The sequence below is a fragment of the Oryzobacter telluris genome (genome assembly GCF_043099285.1).
In the GTDB taxonomy this organism is placed as follows: Bacteria; Actinomycetota; Actinomycetes; order Actinomycetales; family Dermatophilaceae; genus Oryzobacter; species Oryzobacter telluris.
Window position 1 is genome coordinate 1,463,471 of sequence record NZ_CP170723.1, and the last position, 18,182, is coordinate 1,481,652.

General features: G+C 72.7%; 18 protein-coding genes. 13 read left to right on the forward strand and 5 right to left on the reverse strand.

What is annotated here, in order from left to right; genetic code table 11:
- Positions 1–3: 3 nt before the first annotated feature.
- The gene (locus ACFLFB_RS06650; protein WP_392544925.1) at positions 4–1,485 is read left to right on the forward strand and encodes a sensor histidine kinase; all 1,482 of its coding nucleotides are present in this window, start codon (positions 4–6) and stop codon (positions 1,483–1,485) included.
- Between the two features lie 75 nt (positions 1,486–1,560).
- Here the strand turns inward: ACFLFB_RS06650 and ACFLFB_RS06655 are convergent, their stop codons facing one another.
- Complete coding sequence (locus ACFLFB_RS06655) at positions 1,561–1,809, reverse strand: WhiB family transcriptional regulator (RefSeq protein ID WP_392544926.1); 249 nt, start codon at positions 1,807–1,809, stop codon at positions 1,561–1,563.
- A 474-nt stretch (positions 1,810–2,283) separates the two neighbouring features.
- On the opposite strand from ACFLFB_RS06655, the gene ACFLFB_RS06660 reads away from it, so the two are divergent.
- Complete coding sequence (locus tag ACFLFB_RS06660; protein WP_392544927.1) at positions 2,284–2,706, forward strand: hypothetical protein; 423 nt, start codon at positions 2,284–2,286, stop codon at positions 2,704–2,706.
- Here ACFLFB_RS06660 and ACFLFB_RS06665 read toward each other — a convergent pair.
- Positions 2,596–6,828, reverse strand: coding sequence for an FtsK/SpoIIIE domain-containing protein (locus ACFLFB_RS06665; protein ID WP_392544928.1), 4,233 nt, complete (start codon positions 6,826–6,828; stop codon positions 2,596–2,598). The two genes, ACFLFB_RS06660 and ACFLFB_RS06665, sit on opposite strands and share 111 nt — an antisense overlap.
- Positions 6,829–6,945: 117 nt before the next feature.
- Here ACFLFB_RS06665 and ACFLFB_RS06670 point away from each other — a divergent pair, with 117 nt between their 5' ends.
- The 8 genes from ACFLFB_RS06670 to ACFLFB_RS06705 all read left to right on the forward strand — a co-directional run bounded on the left by ACFLFB_RS06670 (position 6,946) and on the right by ACFLFB_RS06705 (position 12,799).
- The gene (locus ACFLFB_RS06670) at positions 6,946–8,094 is read left to right on the forward strand and encodes an acyltransferase family protein (protein WP_392544929.1); all 1,149 of its coding nucleotides are present in this window, start codon (positions 6,946–6,948) and stop codon (positions 8,092–8,094) included.
- Between the two features lie 130 nt (positions 8,095–8,224).
- Positions 8,225–9,454, forward strand: a complete 1,230-nt coding sequence (locus ACFLFB_RS06675) for a CpaF family protein (RefSeq protein ID WP_392544930.1) — start codon at positions 8,225–8,227, stop codon at positions 9,452–9,454.
- A complete protein-coding gene (locus ACFLFB_RS06680) occupies positions 9,454–10,323 on the forward strand; it encodes a type II secretion system F family protein (protein WP_392544931.1) in 870 nt (289 codons plus the stop codon). Before ACFLFB_RS06675 ends, ACFLFB_RS06680 begins: the two co-directional genes overlap by 1 nt.
- The gene (locus tag ACFLFB_RS06685; protein WP_392544932.1) at positions 10,320–11,252 is read left to right on the forward strand and encodes a type II secretion system F family protein; all 933 of its coding nucleotides are present in this window, start codon (positions 10,320–10,322) and stop codon (positions 11,250–11,252) included. The genes ACFLFB_RS06680 and ACFLFB_RS06685 overlap by 4 nt, the downstream gene beginning before the upstream one ends.
- 23 nt (positions 11,253–11,275) lie before the next feature.
- Positions 11,276–11,482, forward strand: coding sequence for a hypothetical protein (locus ACFLFB_RS06690; protein WP_392544933.1), 207 nt, complete (start codon positions 11,276–11,278; stop codon positions 11,480–11,482).
- 20 nt (positions 11,483–11,502) lie between these two features.
- Positions 11,503–11,883, forward strand: coding sequence for a TadE/TadG family type IV pilus assembly protein (locus tag ACFLFB_RS06695; RefSeq protein ID WP_392544934.1), 381 nt, complete (start codon positions 11,503–11,505; stop codon positions 11,881–11,883).
- Positions 11,880–12,341, forward strand: coding sequence for a TadE family protein (locus tag ACFLFB_RS06700; RefSeq protein WP_392544935.1), 462 nt, complete (start codon positions 11,880–11,882; stop codon positions 12,339–12,341). Before ACFLFB_RS06695 ends, ACFLFB_RS06700 begins: the two co-directional genes overlap by 4 nt.
- On the forward strand, positions 12,338–12,799 hold the full coding sequence (locus tag ACFLFB_RS06705) for a pilus assembly protein TadG-related protein (RefSeq protein WP_392544936.1): 462 nt from the start codon (positions 12,338–12,340) through the stop codon (positions 12,797–12,799). Before ACFLFB_RS06700 ends, ACFLFB_RS06705 begins: the two co-directional genes overlap by 4 nt.
- Before the next feature lie 94 nt (positions 12,800–12,893).
- Here ACFLFB_RS06705 and ACFLFB_RS06710 read toward each other — a convergent pair whose 3' ends face one another.
- Together ACFLFB_RS06710 and ACFLFB_RS06715 are read right to left on the reverse strand one after the other, a co-directional pair.
- A complete protein-coding gene (locus tag ACFLFB_RS06710) occupies positions 12,894–14,558 on the reverse strand; it encodes a B12-binding domain-containing radical SAM protein (RefSeq protein WP_392544937.1) in 1,665 nt (554 codons plus the stop codon).
- A 3-nt stretch (positions 14,559–14,561) separates the two neighbouring features.
- Positions 14,562–14,777 carry a hypothetical protein gene (locus ACFLFB_RS06715; RefSeq protein WP_392544938.1) on the reverse strand — a complete coding sequence of 72 codons (216 nt, stop codon included), beginning with the start codon at positions 14,775–14,777 and terminating at the stop codon, positions 14,562–14,564.
- Between the two features lie 232 nt (positions 14,778–15,009).
- Between ACFLFB_RS06715 and ACFLFB_RS06720 the strand changes: the two genes are divergently transcribed.
- Positions 15,010–15,330 carry a DUF2510 domain-containing protein gene (locus ACFLFB_RS06720; protein WP_392544939.1) on the forward strand — a complete coding sequence of 107 codons (321 nt, stop codon included), beginning with the start codon at positions 15,010–15,012 and terminating at the stop codon, positions 15,328–15,330.
- 21 nt (positions 15,331–15,351) lie between these two features.
- Here the strand turns inward: ACFLFB_RS06720 and ACFLFB_RS06725 are convergent, their stop codons facing one another.
- On the reverse strand, positions 15,352–16,092 hold the full coding sequence (locus ACFLFB_RS06725; RefSeq protein ID WP_392544940.1) for a FadR/GntR family transcriptional regulator: 741 nt from the start codon (positions 16,090–16,092) through the stop codon (positions 15,352–15,354).
- Between the two features lie 154 nt (positions 16,093–16,246).
- Between ACFLFB_RS06725 and ACFLFB_RS06730 the strand changes: the two genes are divergently transcribed.
- Both ACFLFB_RS06730 and ACFLFB_RS06735 read left to right on the forward strand, forming a co-directional pair.
- A complete protein-coding gene (locus ACFLFB_RS06730) occupies positions 16,247–16,774 on the forward strand; it encodes a gluconokinase (RefSeq protein ID WP_392544941.1) in 528 nt (175 codons plus the stop codon).
- Positions 16,771–18,177, forward strand: coding sequence for a GntP family permease (locus ACFLFB_RS06735; protein WP_392544942.1), 1,407 nt, complete (start codon positions 16,771–16,773; stop codon positions 18,175–18,177). The genes ACFLFB_RS06730 and ACFLFB_RS06735 overlap by 4 nt, the downstream gene beginning before the upstream one ends.
- Positions 18,178–18,182: the final 5 nt, after the last annotated feature.

The following is an 18,182-nucleotide window of genomic DNA, read 5'->3' on the forward strand; positions in this document are numbered from 1 at the left end:
CGCGTGAGCACGCTGGCCGAGATGCTGCGCGACACGACGACCCTCGAGGCGTCGGAGTCGGAGTGGCTGCACCTGCTCGTGGGGGACTGGCAGCTCATCGCCGACCTGTCCTTCGCCGACCTCGTCCTGTGGGTGCGCGGCGGCCTCGACGGCTGGCGCGCGGTGTCGCACGTGCGCCCCAACACCGGGCCGATGGTGTTCTACGACGACATCGTGGGGCGCTCGTCCAGCCGGTCGCGGGCCGCGATGCTCGACCAGGCGGCGCGCACCCAGCAGATGTTCGCCAAGCCCGAGCCGACCCAGCGCGAGGACATCTCCATCCGCGAGGACGCGGTCCCGGTCTGTCGCAACGGCCGCGTCGTCGCCGTGATGACGCGCCACCAGAACCTCACGGGCGCCCGCACCCCGAGCCGCCTCGAGCTCACCTACCGCGACCTCGCCGACTCGCTGATGCGAATGGTGTCGACCGGCGACTTCCCGTCGACGTCGGCACCCACCGGCCAGCGGCGCGGCGCCCCGCGCGTCGGCGACGGCGTCATCCAGCTCGATGTCGACGGCCTCGTCCGCTACGCCAGCCCCAACGCGGTCTCGGCGATCCACCGGATGGGCCACGTCGGCAACGTCATGGGCGAGGTCCTCGCGCAGGTCGTCGCCGACCTCGTCTCCCGCGCCGGGATGGCCGTGGACGAGTCGCTGGCCGTCGTCGCCACCGGGCGCGCCGCGTGGCGCACCGAGGTCGAGACGACGAGCGCGACGGTGACGATGCGCGCCATCCCCGTGATCATCCAGGGGGTGCGCAGCGGGGCGCTGATCCTGCTGCGCGACGTCTCCGAGCTGCGCCGCCGCGAGCAGGAGCTGCTCACCAAGGACGCGACGATCCGCGAGATCCACCACCGGGTGAAGAACAACCTCCAGACCGTGGCCGCGCTGCTGCGCCTCCAGGCCCGCCGCGTGCCCGACGGCGAGGCAAAGGGCGCGCTGGAGGAAGCGGTGCGCCGGGTGGGGACGATCGCGCTCGTCCACGAGACGCTGAGCCAGGGCTTCGACGAGACCGTCGACTTCGACGAGATCGCGCTGCGCGGGCTGCGGGCCGTCGTCGAGGTGGCGATGCGCGAGCACCGGGTGGAGTCGACCTTCACCGGGCGCTTCGGCCGGATGCGCGCCGAGGACGCCACGGCGCTGGCGATGATCGTCTCCGAGCTGGTCCAGAACGCCGTGGAGCACGGGCTGGCCGACCGCGACGGGCGGGTCGACGTCGAGGTGGAGCGGGTGACCCTGGAGTCGGGGGAGGAGCAGCTGACCGTCGTCATCGCCGACGACGGGGTGGGGCTGCCGGCGGGGTTCCGCCCGGTGCTGGCGGGGCTCGGGACGCGGATCGTCACGTCGCTGGCCGCCGACCTGCGCGGCCGGATCCGGTGGGAGAGCAACCACCCGTCGGGGACACGCGTGGTGTTCGTGGCGCGGCTGCGCCCGCTCACCCGCTGAGGCGACCGGTCCCGGACATGGATCGACGCCCGGTGGGTACCGGGCGTCGACGGGGTCGTGCTGCGGTGCTGGTCCTCAGCCGGCGCGGCGGGCGCGGGCGTTACGCCGCTTGAGGGCGCGGCGCTCGTCCTCGCTCATGCCGCCCCAGACGCCGGCGTCCTGGCCGGACTCGATGGCCCACTTCAGGCAGGTGTCGAGAACCTCGCAGCGGCGGCAGACGAGCTTGGCCTCCTCGATCTGAGCGATCGCCGGGCCGGTGTTCCCGATGGGGAAGAACAGCTCGGGGTCCTCGTCGAGGCAGGCAGCGCGGTCGCGCCAGTCCATGTAAGGGTGCTCCTTGTCGCGGGGGTCTTGCGGTCGTGTCGAGCGCCGGCACGAAGGGTGGGTGCAGGCGCCACTGGTTGCGTCACTGCAGCCGGAACGGACGTCCCAAGCACAGACGTCCGTTGCTCCACACTACCGGGGGTGTCCCAATCCGTGAAGGAGGGGTCGAAGGTCGTCCCGGAAGCCGGACGGCCGCAGTGGTCGCCACCCCCGCACAACGGATGCCGCACCCCGATCTGTTCCCGATGCGTTCTGCGGGTCGCTGACCTGCGGAAACAGCGTCGCCTTGTCAGGTCCTCCCAGATGCCTCAGCCGCCCCGGTGTCGACCCTTCGAGGACCCTGAGGAGGTGCACAGGGGCGGCTGGTGAGACGCGACACGCCGAAGCGTCTGGTCGCCGCTCCCGACGAGCCCGCCGACATCTCGGCGACGAGCCGCCGAGGGGGCGGACGGGGCGCCTCGATACGCTGGCGCCGTGCCCGACCCGACCGCGACCGACGACTCCTCGGTGGTCTCACGCGGCCCCCGTCGCGTCGCGGCCCTCCTCACCGGTGTGCAGGCGCTCGGGCTGCTCGGCTTCGCGGCCTTCTACCTCTACGAGCTGGCCGTCGGCGAGGGCAGCGACCCCGTGCGCGTCGTGATGTCGGCGCTCCTCATCGCCGTCTTCGGGGTGGGCCTCGGCCTGGTCTCGCGCGCCTGGCTCGGGGACGCGGCGTGGCCCAAGACCCCGACCATCGTGTGGAGCGCCCTGCTCTTCCCCGTCGGCGGCGGGATGATCCAGGGCGGCCTACGGTTCCTCGGCTGGTGCCTCCTCGCGCTGGCTCTCGGGACGGCCCTCGTGGCGCTCGCGTCCAAGGGCGTCGACACCCTCGCTCCGGAGGTCGACGGCGACGCCTGACGCCGCGGGTCGGTAGACCTGCAGCTCGACAGCGGCGCCGTCCCCGACGACGACGCCTCGACCCGGCACCCGTGGGAGCGCCTCGAGGCGTCCCTGGCCGAGGACGTCGCCGTCGGCGGGTCTCGGCCACAGCAGGATCCCGAACCCCTGCCGCGCCGTCTCGACGTCGAGGCCCCGGAAGCGCACCGCGAGCGAGGACGTCGTCGTCGCCACGACGAGCAGCCCGTCGTCACGGTCCACCAGCTCGGCCACCTCCCGCAGGACCGGAGCGACAGCGGTGTCGTCGGTCCGGTCGGCGTCGTCGACGAGGACCACGAGGTCCGGGTGGGCCCGTCGCGCCATGACCAGTGGTCCGGGGTCGTCCGGAGGCACGACCCAGAAGAGCGGGTCGGGCGACGGCCGGCCTGATCGGACTCCGCTGCGGGTGACGAGGGCAACCGGTCGGCCGGCGAGCCGGGCCGCATCGGCGATGGCCGCCAGGGTGGTGCTCCTCCCTGACCTCGGCGGGCCCGCCACGAGCATCCGACGGCCGTGCACCGGCGGACGCCAGGTCCACTCCGCCACAGCGGTATCCGTCCGACTCAGGCCCACACCGAGGCGGTCGTTCGGGGACCGCACGACCGCCTCTCGTGTCGCACAGTCGGGCAGCGGGACGTGGCGCCACGGTGGGCGGGCCGGCTCGGCGCGGGGGAGGCCGGCGGACGTGCGTCGCACCAGGTCCGTCGTCGCGGCCGTGGCCGCGGCCACCTGCACCTCCCGGCGGTCTCTGACGCGGACACCTCTGCCGGACGGCGGCGACGACGGCAGATCCTCCGCGCGCAGCCCCGCGAGGGCGGCATCGAGGACGTCGACCCGCCCGAGGACCAGCACCTGCCCGCCCAGACCACCCCACGTGGGGTGCAACAGGGCGCGGCCGCCCGTGACGACACCCACCACGCCGACGGCCGGACCGTCGCGCAGCACGGTGACCAATGCGTCGAGCGTGGGGTCCGCCCACTGCTCGGGTCGTGCCTCGACGATCTGTTCCCACCCGTCCACGACGACGAGGACGACGGGCTCCCGGGGCCGTCCCGCCGCCCCGTCCGGCGACGTCGGGTCGGAGGTCTGGTGGCGCCGCGCGCTGACGAGGCCGCAGAGGTGGTCGACGAGCGCGCGCAGGCCACGGTCATCACCGGCGGCGACCGTCGTTCCCGTCTGGGGCAGTGCGCGCAGGTCGGCCAAGGCTCCCGTCGGGTCGACCACGTGCAGGTGCAGGCCCTCGACCCCCAGGCGGCTCGCCGCCGACAGCACGACGGCCCGTGCCGCGGTCGACCGTCCTGACCGCGGACCCCCGGAGACCAGCCACGTGCCGTCCTGAGGGGACCACGACCACCTGCTGGTGCGCTGCAGGTCTGGTTCGTCGACCAGGCCGACGAGGACCCCACCCTCCGCGTCGGCGCCAGCGGGCTCGACCGAGCTGGGCAAGGGAGCCGGCCAGGGGCGCCGGGCCCGGTCCTGTCCAGCCTCCGCGGCCGCCTCCCTGATCACCGAAACCCATTGGTGGACCGCGTCGTCGCGCCGCGGGCCGGCGGTGGAGCCCCGACCGTCGGGATGCGCGGGCGCGCACGTGGGGCAGGAGTCGCCGGGCTGGTGGACGCAGAGGTGGGGTGCCCGGACCTCGGGCGGCGTCGTGATGAGAGCGCTCTGGAAGTGGGTCAGGCACCCGTCGCCACCCCGGGCGATCGCCCGCCCGGGAGCCGAGGGGTCCAGGGCGGCCGCGGCGGGGTCGTCGAGCACGTCGACCGAGTCGGCGCGGTCGCGCACCCGGAAGGCGATCCGCAGGTTGACGTTCGCCTGGACCTCCGACGACAGGGCGCCCGACGGTCGCTGGGTGGCGAGGACCAGGTGGACCCCGAGGGATCGCCCCTGGGCGGCGAGGCGCACCAGCCCGTCGACGAAGCGGGGCACCTCCTGCACGAGCGCCTTGAGCTCGTCGACGACGACGACCAGGCGCGGCACCCGCTCCGGTTGCCGGGCCGACTGACGATAGGCGTTCAGGTCGGACGCTCCGACCGTGGCGAACAACCGCTCACGACGACGCAGCTCGGCGCCCAAGGACGCCAGGGCGCGCGCCACGAGGTGCTCGTCGAGGTCGGTCAGCACCCCGGCGACGTGCGGGAGGTCGGTGCAGGCCCCGAAGGCGGCGCCGCCCTTGAAGTCGACGAGGACCAGGGCGAGGTCCTCCGGTGGAACCGAGGCGGCAAGGCTCGCGACGAGGGTACGCAGGAACTCGGACTTGCCCGCCCCCGTGGTGCCGCCGACGAGGATGTGCGGGCCGTCCCTGTCGAGGTCGATCGTGTGGACTCCGTTGCGGCCGAAGCCGATCGGCGCGCGGAGGCGACCGCCCGCCCCGGCCCACCGCGCCATCACGCTCGCCGGCGTCAGGGTGTCGCTTCCGAAGAGCTCGGTCAGTGACACGCTCGACCGCAGTCCCGCAGCATCCTCCGGATGGTCCTCGCGCAGCGGAGCGAGCGCGCGCGACACGCGGTCGGTCCACCACGACCCGACGTGGTCGGCGACGAGCGGCGTCGTTCCGGAGGCCGTCGTCAGGATCGTGCCGTCGCCGAGCTCGACGACGGCACGCTCCTGGCCGAGTTCGGTTCCGGCCGGCGCGTCGGGCGTCCCGGCGAGGACGACCCACCCGCGGTCCCGGGCGGCCGCCACCCTGTCCGGCGTCGCCCCGTCGACGGCCGGCACGACGAGGACCCGCGCCGGCGGGCCCGGGTCCGCATCCGACGACCGACGGCCGGACACGGCCGGCTCCTCCCCGCGCAGGCCCGGCCGCGAGCCGGGAACGGCGACGACGTGGGGCACCAGACGCACCCAGTCCCACTCGGGGGCGTCGGAAGCGACGGCCACCTCGAGCGCGCTCGGTGGCAGCCCGACGCAGAGCTGCCCCACGAGAGAGGCCAGGAACGAGGAGACCAGCCCCGTCGCACCGACCGCCGTCACCTCACGCGTGACGCCGAGGTCGAGGACGACCGGCGCGTGGTGGGCGCGTGGCCGCTCCGTCGACGGACCGTCGCGCCACACCACCCGGGTGGACACGTCGGCGAAGCCGATTCTCACCTGCAGGTCCGACCGTGACCACAGCCCTGGCCGGTGCTCCTCCACGGTGCGGAGCACGGCGTGCAGGTCGGGATGGGCGCGGTCGAGACGTGCGGCGTCCTCGGCCACGAGCCGGTCGGCGACGGCCCGCGCCTCGGCCCACGCCGTCGCGCGGTCGGCCACCGCGCGACGGTGGGCCCGCCCCGATCCCCACCGGTCCCCGAGGGCGGTGCCGAGGAGCAGGACCGGCCCGAGGAGCGCGAAAGCCAGCAGGTGGGGGCCGAGGAACCACGCCAGCACGAGCGCGATGGGGACCGGGAGCAGCGCCGCCACCCACGGCACGCGCGGGCGGTGCCGGTCGGGAAGCGGCGGGGGCGCCTCGACGACGAGGTCGTCGAGGAGGACTGCCGACGTGGTGGCGGGTCGCACCAGGAGCCGGCCGCCGGGGTCCTCCTCGACGGGGAGCCCGGCCCCGGTGACTCGACGCAGGCGCAGAGTCGAAGCGCCCATCACGAGCGTGGACCCGGAGTCGACCAGGTGTGGCTGCGTCACTCGGGTGCCGTCGACGAGCACCCCGTTCGTGGACCCCTCGTCGGCGACCACGACGCCGGAGGCGTCGACGGCGATCCGCGCATGGGCCCGGCTGAGCGCGTCGTCGGCCAGGGACAGTCCTCCGGCGACCGAGCGACCCACGAGGAAGCCCGGTGGTGCGAGCGGCCGCGACCGCCCGGCATCAGGGCCGCCGACGACGGCCAGCTCGAGCACCGACGTCGGGCCCAGCGGCGCCGACACCTCCTGGTCCCGGACCACGTCGTGCACCGTCACCGCGGCGCCATGACGGAGCAGACCGGACCCCACAGCGTCATCGGGCGGGACAGGACGGCCACGCGCGCTGAGCGAGCGCACCGGGACCCCCAAGTGGGCCTCGAGTGCGCGCCCCAGCGCGTCGGCCGTGTGCCGACCCTCCCAGCGCACGACGACGTCGACCGGGTGGGGTCGGCGTCGTGGCACGTGGACCGTGAGGGTGAGCTCCATGTCGGCCAACCTAGGAAGTGGCACCGACGACGACGCGACGTTGTCCACAGGTGCCGTCCCGCTCAGGGCAGTGGCATTCCCCTTCGCAACCTCGGCGGAACAGCGATACTCGCACGCATGAGTCGTCCCGAGGTGCCGACGGCGGTCGGCGCCACGCGTCCGGCCCCTCAGGTGTCGCCAAAGGCGTCGGCGCGGATCGACGGGCTGGACTACCTGAGGTTCGTCGCTGCCCTGGCCGTCGTCGCCTTCCACTGGACCTCCAACGGGCCCCGGTGGGGGCAGATGCCGTCGATCGCTCCGGGAGTCGAGCAGGTGACGGTCTACGGGCACCTGGGCGTCGACGTCTTCTTCCTCATCAGCGGCTACGTCATCCTCATCACCGCCCGGGGGAAGTCGGCCAGGAGCTTCGTCGTCTCGCGGCTGGTGAGGCTGTTCCCGACCTTCTGGGTCGCCCTGGTCATCACGGTCGTCGTGCTGCTGGTGATCGGGGGGCGGCAGACCCCGGTGGGCACGGCCCTGTGCAACCTGACGATGGTGCCGGACGCCCTGGGGTGCACGTTCGTCGACGGGTCCTACTGGTCGCTCGCCTACGAGCTGGCGTTCTACGCCTTCGTGCTGGGGGTCATCCTGGTCGGGGGTGGGCAGCGACTACCCCAGGTGATCGCGGCGTGGACGGTGGCCATGGCCGTGATCGCCGTGGTGCGTCCCGGCGCCGCCCACCACGTCCTCACCGGAGACTTCTACACCGAGTTCGCGGTCGGAGCCCTCCTCGCGGAGGTACGCCACGACGCACGCCGGTGGTGGGTCGTCCCGGCCCTCGCCGTGGGCCTGTTCTCGATGGGCCGGTTCGCCATCGAGGTCGGGCAGCTGTCCGCTCAGGGCACCCCGGGGTACCTCCCCTGGATGCCGCTCGTCGTCACGCTGGCGGCTGCGACGGTGCTGTTGCTCATGCCGGCCTCCGGGTCGCTCCCCGGAGCCCGCACCCTGGGCATCCTCACCTTCCCCCTCTACCTCCTGCACCAGGAGATCGGGTACGCCGTGCTCGGCCGCTGGGCCACCCCTGGGGAGGGGGTGGCGCTGGCCGTGATCCTCCTCGGTGTGCTGCTGGGGGCGTCGTGGGCACTTCACCGGGTGGTGGAGGTCCGCTACAAGCCGGTGTTCCGCCGTGCCTTCGACCGAGGTCCGGGACACCTGGCCGAGCTGGCCCAGCAGGCGCTCGCGTCGACGGCCCGTCGCGCGAGGAGCCGCAGCGACGCCTCGCCGTAGGGCCTGCCCTCCAGCCGAGCGGAGTTGTCCACAGGCGGTACCTTCCGCTCGCGCAAAAGCGCGGACTCCGGTTTTCTTGGTCCTGCGAACGCTCGTGGGCAGGGGGCCCGGGGGCGGGGGAGGAGGGTCCGTGGACGCCGTCCGCACGCTCGAGGGCGAGGTGCGCGAGCTCATCCGACGGTCGGGGCTGGACCCGGCTCGCGACGAGGTCGCGGTGCGTCGGCTGGTCCGCGACGCGGTCACCGACTACGACGAGCGGTCCATGCACGGAGGGATGCCCGTCCTCACCGACATCGATGCCGCGTCACGGGCGGTGTGGGACACCGTCGCCGGCTTCGGTCCCCTCCAGCAGTACCTCGACGACCCCACCGTCGAGGAGGTCTGGGTCAACGAGCCGAGCCGGGTCTTCGTGGCGCGCAACGGCGTCGCCGAGCTGACGAACACCCTCCTGTCCCATGACGAGGTGCGCGACCTCGTCGAGCGGATGCTCAAGTCGTCGGGTCGGCGCGTCGACCTCAGCTCGCCGTTCGTGGATGCCGTTCTCCCCGACGGCAGTCGGCTGCACGTCGTCATCCCCGACATCACTCGCGAGCACTGGTACGTCAATGTCCGCAAGTTCGTCGTCAAGGCTGACTCGATGGACGACCTGGTCCGGCTCGGAACGTTGTCGCGGCAGGCCGGACGCTTCCTCGAGGCCGCCGTGGCGTCGGGCCTCAACGTTCTCGTCGCGGGCGGAACTCAGGCGGGGAAGACCACCCTGCTCAACTGCCTGGCGGCAGCGGTGCCGTCCCGGGAGCGGATCGTCACCTGCGAGGAGGTCTTCGAGCTGCGCATCCCGCACCGCGACGTCGCATCGATGCAGTGCCGCCAGCCGTCGCTCGAGGGCACCGGTGAGATCCCGCTGCGCCGGCTCGTCAAGGAGGCGTTGCGGATGAGGCCGTCGCGCATCGTCGTCGGCGAGGTCCGTCAGGCCGAGAGCCTCGACCTCCTCATCGCGTTGAACTCGGGACTTCCCGGCATGTGCACCATCCACGCGAACAGTGCCCGCGAGGCCATCACGAAGATGTGCACGCTGCCGCTGCTGGCCGGCGAGAACGTGTCAGCGCGGTTCGTCGTCCCCACCGTCGCGGCGTCCGTCGACCTCGTCGTCCACGCGGCGCTGGAGCGCGACGGCCGCCGGGTGGTCCGCGAGATCGCCGCCGTGCCCGGCCGGGTGGAGGGCGACGTCATCGAGATCGCCGACATCTTCCTCCGGCGCGACGGCGAGCTGAGGCGGGCCGACGGCTTCCCACCTCACGAGGACCGGTTCGCCAGGGCCGGGTACGACCTGTCGGCACTCCTCGCGCACGGGCCCGTCTGATGGCCGGCGTCCTCCTCGGTCTCACGCTCGGGCTGGGGCTGTTCCTCGTCTGGTGGGCCTGCTGGGTCCCGGAGCCGGGGCGCATCCGTGCCACGCGTCGCGCGGGACCCGTCGACCGCTTGCGCGACGAGGTGGTCCAGGCCGGATTCGGGGGCCTGTCCGTGCGGACCCTGCTCGCCTTCTGCGTCATCGCCTTCCTCCTGGTGCTCGCGATCGTGCAGGCGACGGTCGGGGTGCTGCCCATCGCCGTGTGCTTCGCAGCGATGGCGGCCGCGCTCCCGGTCGTGGTGGTCCGGCGACGGGCGCGGAAGCGGCGAGCCAGGCTCCGCGACCTGTGGCCCGACGCCGTCGACAACATCACCTCCGGCGTGCGCGCCGGGATGGCTCTCCCGGAGGCGCTGGCTCAGCTCGGCACCCGCGGCCCCGACGAGCTGCGCGAGCCCTTCGTGGCCTTCGCCGACGACTACCGGCTCACGGGGCGCTTCCACGACTCGCTCGACCGGCTCAAGGAGCGCCTCAGCGACCCTGTGGGCGACCGCCTGGTGGAGAGCCTGCGGATCGCTCGCGAGGTCGGAGGCACCGACCTCGGCCACCTGCTGCGCACCCTGTCCGGCTTCCTGCGCGAGGACGCGCGCACCCGCGCCGAGCTCGAGACCCGACAGTCCTGGACCGTCAACGCGGCGCGGTTGGCCGTCGCGGCCCCGTGGATCGTCCTGGGGATGCTGTCGACCAATCCCGAGTCGGTGCGGGCCTACTCGACCGGGGTGGGAGTCATCGTGCTCGGGGCCGGTGCGGCCGTCACCGCGGTCGCCTACTGGGCGATGGTCCGCATCGGCCGGCTCCCCGAGGACGAGCGGGTCCTGCGATGACGGCCCTCGCCCGGCAGGGAGCCGTCCTCGGGTTCGTGCTGGGCCTCGGGCTGGCCCTGGTCTGGGTGGGGCTGCCACGACATCGCAGGCAGGGTCTCGCGGGGCGCGTCCTGCCGTACCTGCGCGACACGCCGCGCCCCTCCCGCCTGCTCGACGACGAGCGCCCGCTCGGCGGGGCCGTCGGCGTCATCGCGGGGCCCGTGCTGCGCGACCTCGGCCGCGTCGTCGAGCGGGTGATGGGCGGTGCGGACACCGTGCGTCGACGCCAGCTGCGCGCCGGGCTGCCCGCCGACGTCGACCGGTTCCGGGCCGAGCAGGTCCTCTGGGGTGCCTTGGGAACCGTCGTCGGTGGCGCCGTGGGGACCGCCGCGGTCGTGCTGCGCGACGCCGGGCCGGTGGCCGCGGTCATGGTCACCGCCATCGGGGCCGGGATCGGGGTCACCGGCGCCGACTACCTCCTCTCGCGCAAGGCCGCCCGCCGCGAAGCACGGATGCTGATGGAGTTCCCCACCGTCGCCGAGCTGTTGGCCCTTGCGGTCGGAGCCGGCGAAGGAGCCGTCGGCGCGCTCGACCGCGTCTGCCGGCTGTCCACCGGTGAGCTGGCGGGCGAGCTGCGCCGCTGCCTGTCCGACGCCCGGGCCGGGGCCAACGTCCCCACCGCCCTGTCCGGACTTGCTGACCGCACCGGCCTCCCGAGCCTGCGCCGGTTCGTCGACGGCGTCGTCATCGCGGTGCAGCGAGGCACCCCCCTGGCCGACGTCCTGCGGGCCCAGGCCCAGGACGTCCGCGAGGAGGGCCGCCGGGCGCTCATGGAGTCCGGCGGCAAGAAGGAGATCGCGATGATGGTCCCCGTCGTGTTCCTCATCCTCCCCGTGACCATCCTCTTCGCCGTGTTCCCCGGCTTCACCTTCTTCCGCTTCACCCTCTGACCACTGCAGGAAAGGACCGCCCGATGACGACACGACACCTCGCCGTCAGACTCCACGCCGCCGCAGCCCGCGTGCTGCACCGCAGCGCCCGCCGAGCCGAACGCGGCGACGTGCCGGGTTGGGTCCTCATCACCCTGATGACCGCGGGCCTCGTGTCGGTCCTGTGGGTGGTCGCCCAGGACCAGCTCGTCGCGCTGTTCCGCGAGGCGCTCGCCTCGGTCCGCAACTGACGCAGCCGACGCACGCGACCGTGGGCCGGCACGACGAGCGGGGGGCCGCCATCGCCGACTTCGCGATGGTGTCCGTCCTCGTGCTCCTGCTGTTCCTCACCGTGGTCCAGCTCGGGCTGGCCCTGCACACACGCAACACCCTCATCTCGTGCGCCTCCGAAGGGGCGCGGCTGGGTGCCCGCGCGGATGCGGCTCCGGGACAGGCGGTCTCGCGGACCCAGGCCCTGATCAGTGAGTCCCTGTCGCCGACCTACGCCCGTCAGGTGACGACGCGCGAGAGCGTCGTCGGGGGAGTGCGCGTCGTCGAGGTGAGGGTCGTCGCACCCATCCCGGTCATCGGGCTGCTCGGGCCCGACGACCGGCTCGACGTCGTCGGACGCGCCTTCCTGGAGTCCCAGTGACCGGGCCGCCCAGGACGAGGAGGACGAACAGGACGCGCGACGAGTCCGGCAGTGCCGTCGTCGAGTTCGTCGTGCTGGCGGTCCTCATGCTCGTGCCGCTGATCTACCTCGTGATGACGATGGCCCGGCTGCAGGCAGGGTCGTACGCCGTGAGCCAGGCGGCGAGGGAGGCCGGGCGGGCCTTCGTCACCGCCGATTCCGGCGAGGCCGCCGGAGCGCGGGCGCAGGCGGCCGCCCGCATCGCGTTCCTCGACCACTCCTTCGAGGAGGAGGGACGGCTCACCGTCGCGTGCGACGGGTCGCCCTGCCTGCGCCCGGACGGCCGGGTGGAGATGACGGCGTCGGTGCGGGTCCCGCTTCCCCTCGTGCCGTCGTTCGTGCGCGACGTCGTGCCCTTGTCGATCCCCGTGTCGGCCAGCCACCTGTCCACCGTCGACCGGTTCCGGGGCACGCCGTGAACCGCACGCCCAGGCAGCGCGACGAGCGGGGGTCGGTCAGCGTCCTCATCCTCGGCCTGACGATGATCGCCGCGGTCCTCATCGCCGGGACCATCGCCGTCACGTCGGCCCACCTGTCCCGCATGCGGCTCCTCGACGTCGCCGACGGGGCGGCCCTCAGCGCGGCCAACGCCCTCGACGCGTCCGCCTACCGGGAGGGGGTCGGGCAGTCGGTCCCGGTGAGCAACGCGTCGGTGCGCGAGGAGGCGGCGCGGTACGTCGGCAGCCGACCCCGACCCGGCAGCATCACCGCGTGGCGACTCGGCCCGGAGACCGGGTCGCCGGACGGGGCGACCGCCGTCGTCACCCTCACCGGCGAGGCGCAGCTGCCGCTGGTCGGTGGGGTGCTCCGCTCGCTCGGCGTGAGCATTACCATCTCGGTGCGCTCGGAGGCCCGCGCCGACCTCGTCGTGCCCTGAGCCCCGGGCGGCTCCTCGTGGTTCGAGGTATTCGCCCGGCACCACACGGGGGTGGAATACCTCGAACCAGAGGACGACGGGCGCGGAAGCTCCCTCAGAAGACCTGGGGCATGAGCACCGGCCCGTGGATGCCGTCGGTCGCCATGAGCGCGTCGAGCATCGCGTCCTGGTTGTCGGCCACGAAGTCGTTGCGCAGCTCGACCAGCTCGTCGCCGAGCACCCGCCGCGGCTCACGGAGGTTGTGCCGCAGCAGCATCCGCGAGTCCCCGGTCTCGAACGCTGCCGACGTCTCCTCGACGAACCCGAACAGCACCTCGTTGCTGCGCACCGTCAGCCCCGCGAGGTCCGACTCGAAACCGGCCAGCCCCGGCAGCTCGCCGACCAGCCGGCGGATGACGAACACCTCGTGCCACGCCCAGTTCAGCTGGTGCGACAGCCCGGCCCCGTGGATCCACGGCGACACCGCGGCGTCGAGGAGCGAGTGGTAGGTGCCCAGCCGCGGGTCGAGGAAGTCGTAGTCGGGGTACTTCACGTCCCCGCGCAGCCGACCCTCCGCCCGCAGCCGCTCGCGGATCGGCGTGCCGCCGTACGGCAGCATCCGGCAGAACACCGCACCGCCCGAGCCGTCGGCGAGGATCGCCCGCAGGAACGTGATGTTCTCGCGGATCGACCCGAACGACGTCGACGGGTCGAAGAGCATGAACCCGTACTCCACGAGAATCCCCAGCGACTTCAGCGTCGCCACCGCGTAGTGGTTGGTCTCGGTGGTGATCTGCTTGTTGAGCACCTCCAGCCCCTCCGCGCTGCCCGACTCCAGCCCCATGTAGACGAGGTACATCCCGGCGTCGCGCAGCGTCGCGAACATCTCCGGCTCGATGTACTCCGCCCGGCAGCTGATCTTCCAGATCGCCCGCTCGTGCAGCCCGCGGCGCTTGATCTCGTCGGTCAGCTCGGCGACGAACCGCTGCCCCGGGCGTCCGGCGAGCGGGAAGTCGTCGTCCTGGAACAGGAAGATCCGCACGTTCTGGGTGTCGGCGAGCATCTCCATCTCCTCGGCCACCTTGGCGGCCGCCCGCACCCGCACGGTCTTGCCCGTGGCCCCGCGGTAGAAGGTGTGGATCGAGCAGAACGAGCAGCGCCGTGCGCACCCGCGGCTGGCGAGCAGCGGCAGCGTCGGCCACCCCAGCACGCGCTCGGCCTCCTTGAACCGCATCGGCAGGGGCAGGTCGTCGAGGTGCTCGGCGAGGCCGCGGTCGGGGGAGTGGACCAGCTCTCCGGCGTCGTCGGTCCACGCCAGGCCCGGCACGAGCGTCCAGTCCTCACCGCGGCGCAGCGCCGCGGTCAGCTCGACGAGCGTGTACTCGCCCTCGTACAGCGCGACGCTGTCGAGCTCGGGCACCAGCTCGAGCACCTCCTCCGGGCACAGGCTCGGGTAGTGCCCGCCCATCGTGAAGTGCGCGGTGACTCCCGCCGCCCGCATCCGCTGGATGAGCGTGCGGTACTCGGGCAGGTAGAACTGGAAGATGAGCGAGAAGCCGACGACCACGGGGTCGGCGGCCAGGACGCGCTCGATCGTGACGTCGGCGGGGTCACGGAACTCGATGAGCTCGACGGGGTGGTCGAACTTCTCCAGCGTCGACGCGAGGTAGCCCATGCCCAGGTTGCCTTGGTCCTGGAAGCCCACGATGACGGCTCCTCCGGGGTGCGCCCCGGCACCGGCGAACCGGTGTCGAGGCGTCCCGAGAACGACGGCGGACATCGTTCAGCCGCCGATCGTCTTCTGGATGAGGTCGATCTTCACGGTGAGCGTCTCCAGCTGCTTCTCCAGGACCACACGCTGCATCTCGAGGTCCTTGAGCAGGAACTCGGTGCGGATGCGGTCGTCGAACCGCTCGTTCAGCCAGTCCGGGACGGGGTCCCAGAAGATCGGCCGGTCAAGCCACTGGAAGAGTTCGTTGATGTCGCGGCGCTTGGCCATCGCGCTCCCTTTCGACGTCGCGCCGGCACGGTGCCGACGCACCCACAGCGACCGGCGCCCGCGTGACGGGTGCCCTGCGCGCGACCCGGTCACCGTCAGGAGGGACCGCGCGGCCCCCTGATACATCCCCGGCCGGGGAACTTCTCGGCCGTTCGTCCAGCCCCGTGGGACGGCCGCCCAGAAACGCCCGAAAACCCCGCAGTGGCGCGGCCCGGCGCCCTACAGTTCAGCCATGGCCATACGCGGCGCGCGCACCGAGGTGTACGAGGACGACGAGCCGTCCCTCGACGTGCCCGAGGGCTGGTACCCCATGCCCGACGGCCGCCAGCGCTTCTGGAACGGCGAGCGCTGGACCGAGAACTTCTCGATGGCGCCGCCGACGCCGCAGAAGCACGCCAAGCGGATGCGCAAGCTCACCTGGCTCGCGTGGGTCGTCGGCGCGCTCATCCTCATCGTCCTGGCCGTCGCCGCCGTGCGGATCCTCCACCTCGAGGAGCAGCAGCAGCAGCTCTACGACCAGATCCGGCGCGACATCCAGAACGTCCGCCCGTAGCGGTCGAGCGCACCTAAGCGATCAGGCGCCCGACGCCTCGCGGACGGCGGCGCTCGCCTCGTCGATGATGGCCGTCATCGCGGCCGTGGCCGCGGCGACATCACCGGCGCCGATGGCCTGCGCGACCTGCGAGTGCAGCCGGATCGCCTCCGGGTTGGGGCGTGAGGGCATGAGGTCGTGGTGGGTCCGCCCGGCGAGGACCTCGCCGACCACGCTCGCCAGCGCCGCGAGCATCTCGTTGCCCGACGCCTCGAGCATCGTCGCGTGGAAGACCTGGTCGGCCTCGAGGTAGGCCTCGAGGTCCTGCGCCTTGGCCTGGACCTGCATCGCCATGACGGCGGCGGCCATCCGGGCGCACTGCTCGCCGGTGGCCCGCTGGGCCGCCAGTCCCGCTGCCACGGGCTCGAACCCGCGCCGCAGCTCGCCGAGGGAGAGCAGCTGCTCCTCGCGCCCCGGACCGTCGAGCCGCCACCGGATGACGCGCGGGTCGAAGACGTTCCACCCGGCCCGTGGCCGCACCAGCACGCCGACCCGGCGGCGGGTCTCCACCAGCCCCATCGACGACAGCACCCGCACGGCCTCGCGGACCACCGAGCGCGAGACGCCGAAGCGCTCGTCGAGCCGGTCGATGCGCAGGACCGACCCCTCGGGCGCGGTGCCCGACACGATCTCGGCCCCGAGCGCGTCGAGGACGCCGGCGTGCAGGTCGGAGGAGGGCGCGGCGGGGCTCGCCGCGTCATCACCGTCGTCGCTCGCCGCCATGGGCCCAGCGTGCCAGACGCGGACGTATTCGCGCAGCGTCCGTCAATGATGAGTTTTTCTCTGAACTACCTCTTGATAAATCAGACTTAATGCTCCACTCTGGTCGACAACCACCTCGATGCCGAGACCCCCAGCCGACAAAGGAGTCGCGCAGATGCCCACCAGTGACCACCCACCCCTCGTCGTGATGATGGGGGTGTCCGGATCCGGCAAGACCACCGTGGGTGCTGCGCTCGCCCAGCGGCTGCGCGTCCCCTTCGCCGACGCGGACGACTTCCACCCGCCGGAGAACATCGCCAAGATGTCGGCCGGCGTCCCGCTCACCGACGACGACCGCGAGCCGTGGCTGCGCACCATCGCCGCGTGGCTCCACGAGCACCGGGCCGTCGGGGGAGTCGTCTCCTGCTCGGCGCTCAAGCGCTCCTACCGCGACCTCCTGCGCGGCCAGGCGACTCAGACGGTCTTCATCCACCTCCACGGTGACCGCGACGTCCTCGCCGAGCGGGTCGCCGGCCGGCCGGGCCACTTCATGCCCGCCGCGCTCATCGACAGCCAGTTCGCCACCCTCGAGCCCCTCGAGGCCGACGAGCGGGGCCAGGCCCTCGACGTCGCCAGCCCTGTCGACGACCTCGTCGAGCAGTCCCTCCAGATCCTCGCCACGAAGGGCGGTTCCCTCGTATGACCACCGACATCTCCTCCCTGCTGTTCCCGGCGCTCGGCGCCGCGGACGAGGCAGCACTGAACATCCCCGCGGCCCGCCTCGTGCCCGCGGCCCTGCTCGGCATCGCCGTGATCGTCGTGCTCATCACGAAGTTCAAGATCCACCCGTTCCTCGGCCTCACCCTCGGCTCCCTGACCGTCGGAGCCGTCGCCGGGGTCGCGATGAGCGACGTCGTCGCCTCGTTCACCAAGGGCTTCGGCTCCACCGCGGCCGGGGTCGGCACGCTGATCGCCCTCGGGGCGATGTTCGGCAAGCTCCTCGCCGACTCCGGCGGCGCCGACGAGATCGTCGACACCCTCATCGGACGCTCCTCGGAGCGGACCCTTCCCTGGGCGATGGCCGGCGTCGGCGCGCTCATCGGCCTGCCGATGTTCTTCGAGATCGGCCTCGTGCTCCTGATGCCGGTGATCTTCCTCGTCGCCCGACGGGCCGGCGTCTCGATCATCAAGGTCGGCATCCCGGCGCTCGCCGGCCTGTCGGCGATGCACGGCCTCGTGCCGCCCCACCCGGGCCCGCTCGTCGCCATCGACGCCCTCAAGGCGAACCTCGGCCTCACCCTCGGCCTCGGTGTCCTCGTCGCGCTGCCGACGATCGCCATCGCCGGTCCGCTGTTCGCCAAGGTCGCCGGCCGCTGGGTCGACGTCCCCGCCCCCGAACTGTTCTCCACCGACCTCGCGGACGGCCAGACCCGCGAGCGCCGCCCGTCGTTCGGCACCACGCTCCTCGCGGTGCTTACCCCGGTCGTGCTCATGATGGGCAAGGCGCTGTCCGACATCTTCCTCGCCGAGGAGAACACGGTCCGCACGGTGCTCGACTTCCTCGGCACCCCGCTCGTCGCCCTGCTCATCGCCGTCTTCGTCGGCATGGCGACCCTGGGCCGCGGCGCCGGCATGGGGATGAAGGACCTCGCCACCTCGCTGGAGAAGTCGCTCCCGCCGATCGCCGGCATCCTGCTCATCGTCGCCGCCGGTGGTGGTTTCAAGCAGACCCTCGTCGACACCGGCATCGGCAAGCTCGTCGCCGACTGGGTGCAGAGCAGCGGCTTCTCGGTGCTCCTGCTCGCGTGGATCGTTGCCGTCCTCATCCGCCTGGCCACCGGCTCGGCCACGGTCGCGACGGTGACGGCCTCGGGCATCCTCGCCCCGCTCGCCGCCGGGATGCCCGCGGCCGAGGTCTCGCTGCTCGTCCTCGCCATCGGCGCCGGCTCGGTGTTCTTCAGCCACGTCAACGACGCCGGGTTCTGGCTGGTCAAGGAGTACTTCGGGCTCTCGGTCGGCCAGACCATCAAGTCGTGGTCGGTGATGGAGACGCTCCTGTCGGTCTCCGGCCTCGTCTTCGTCCTCATCCTGGGTGTCTTCGTCTAGCCGCG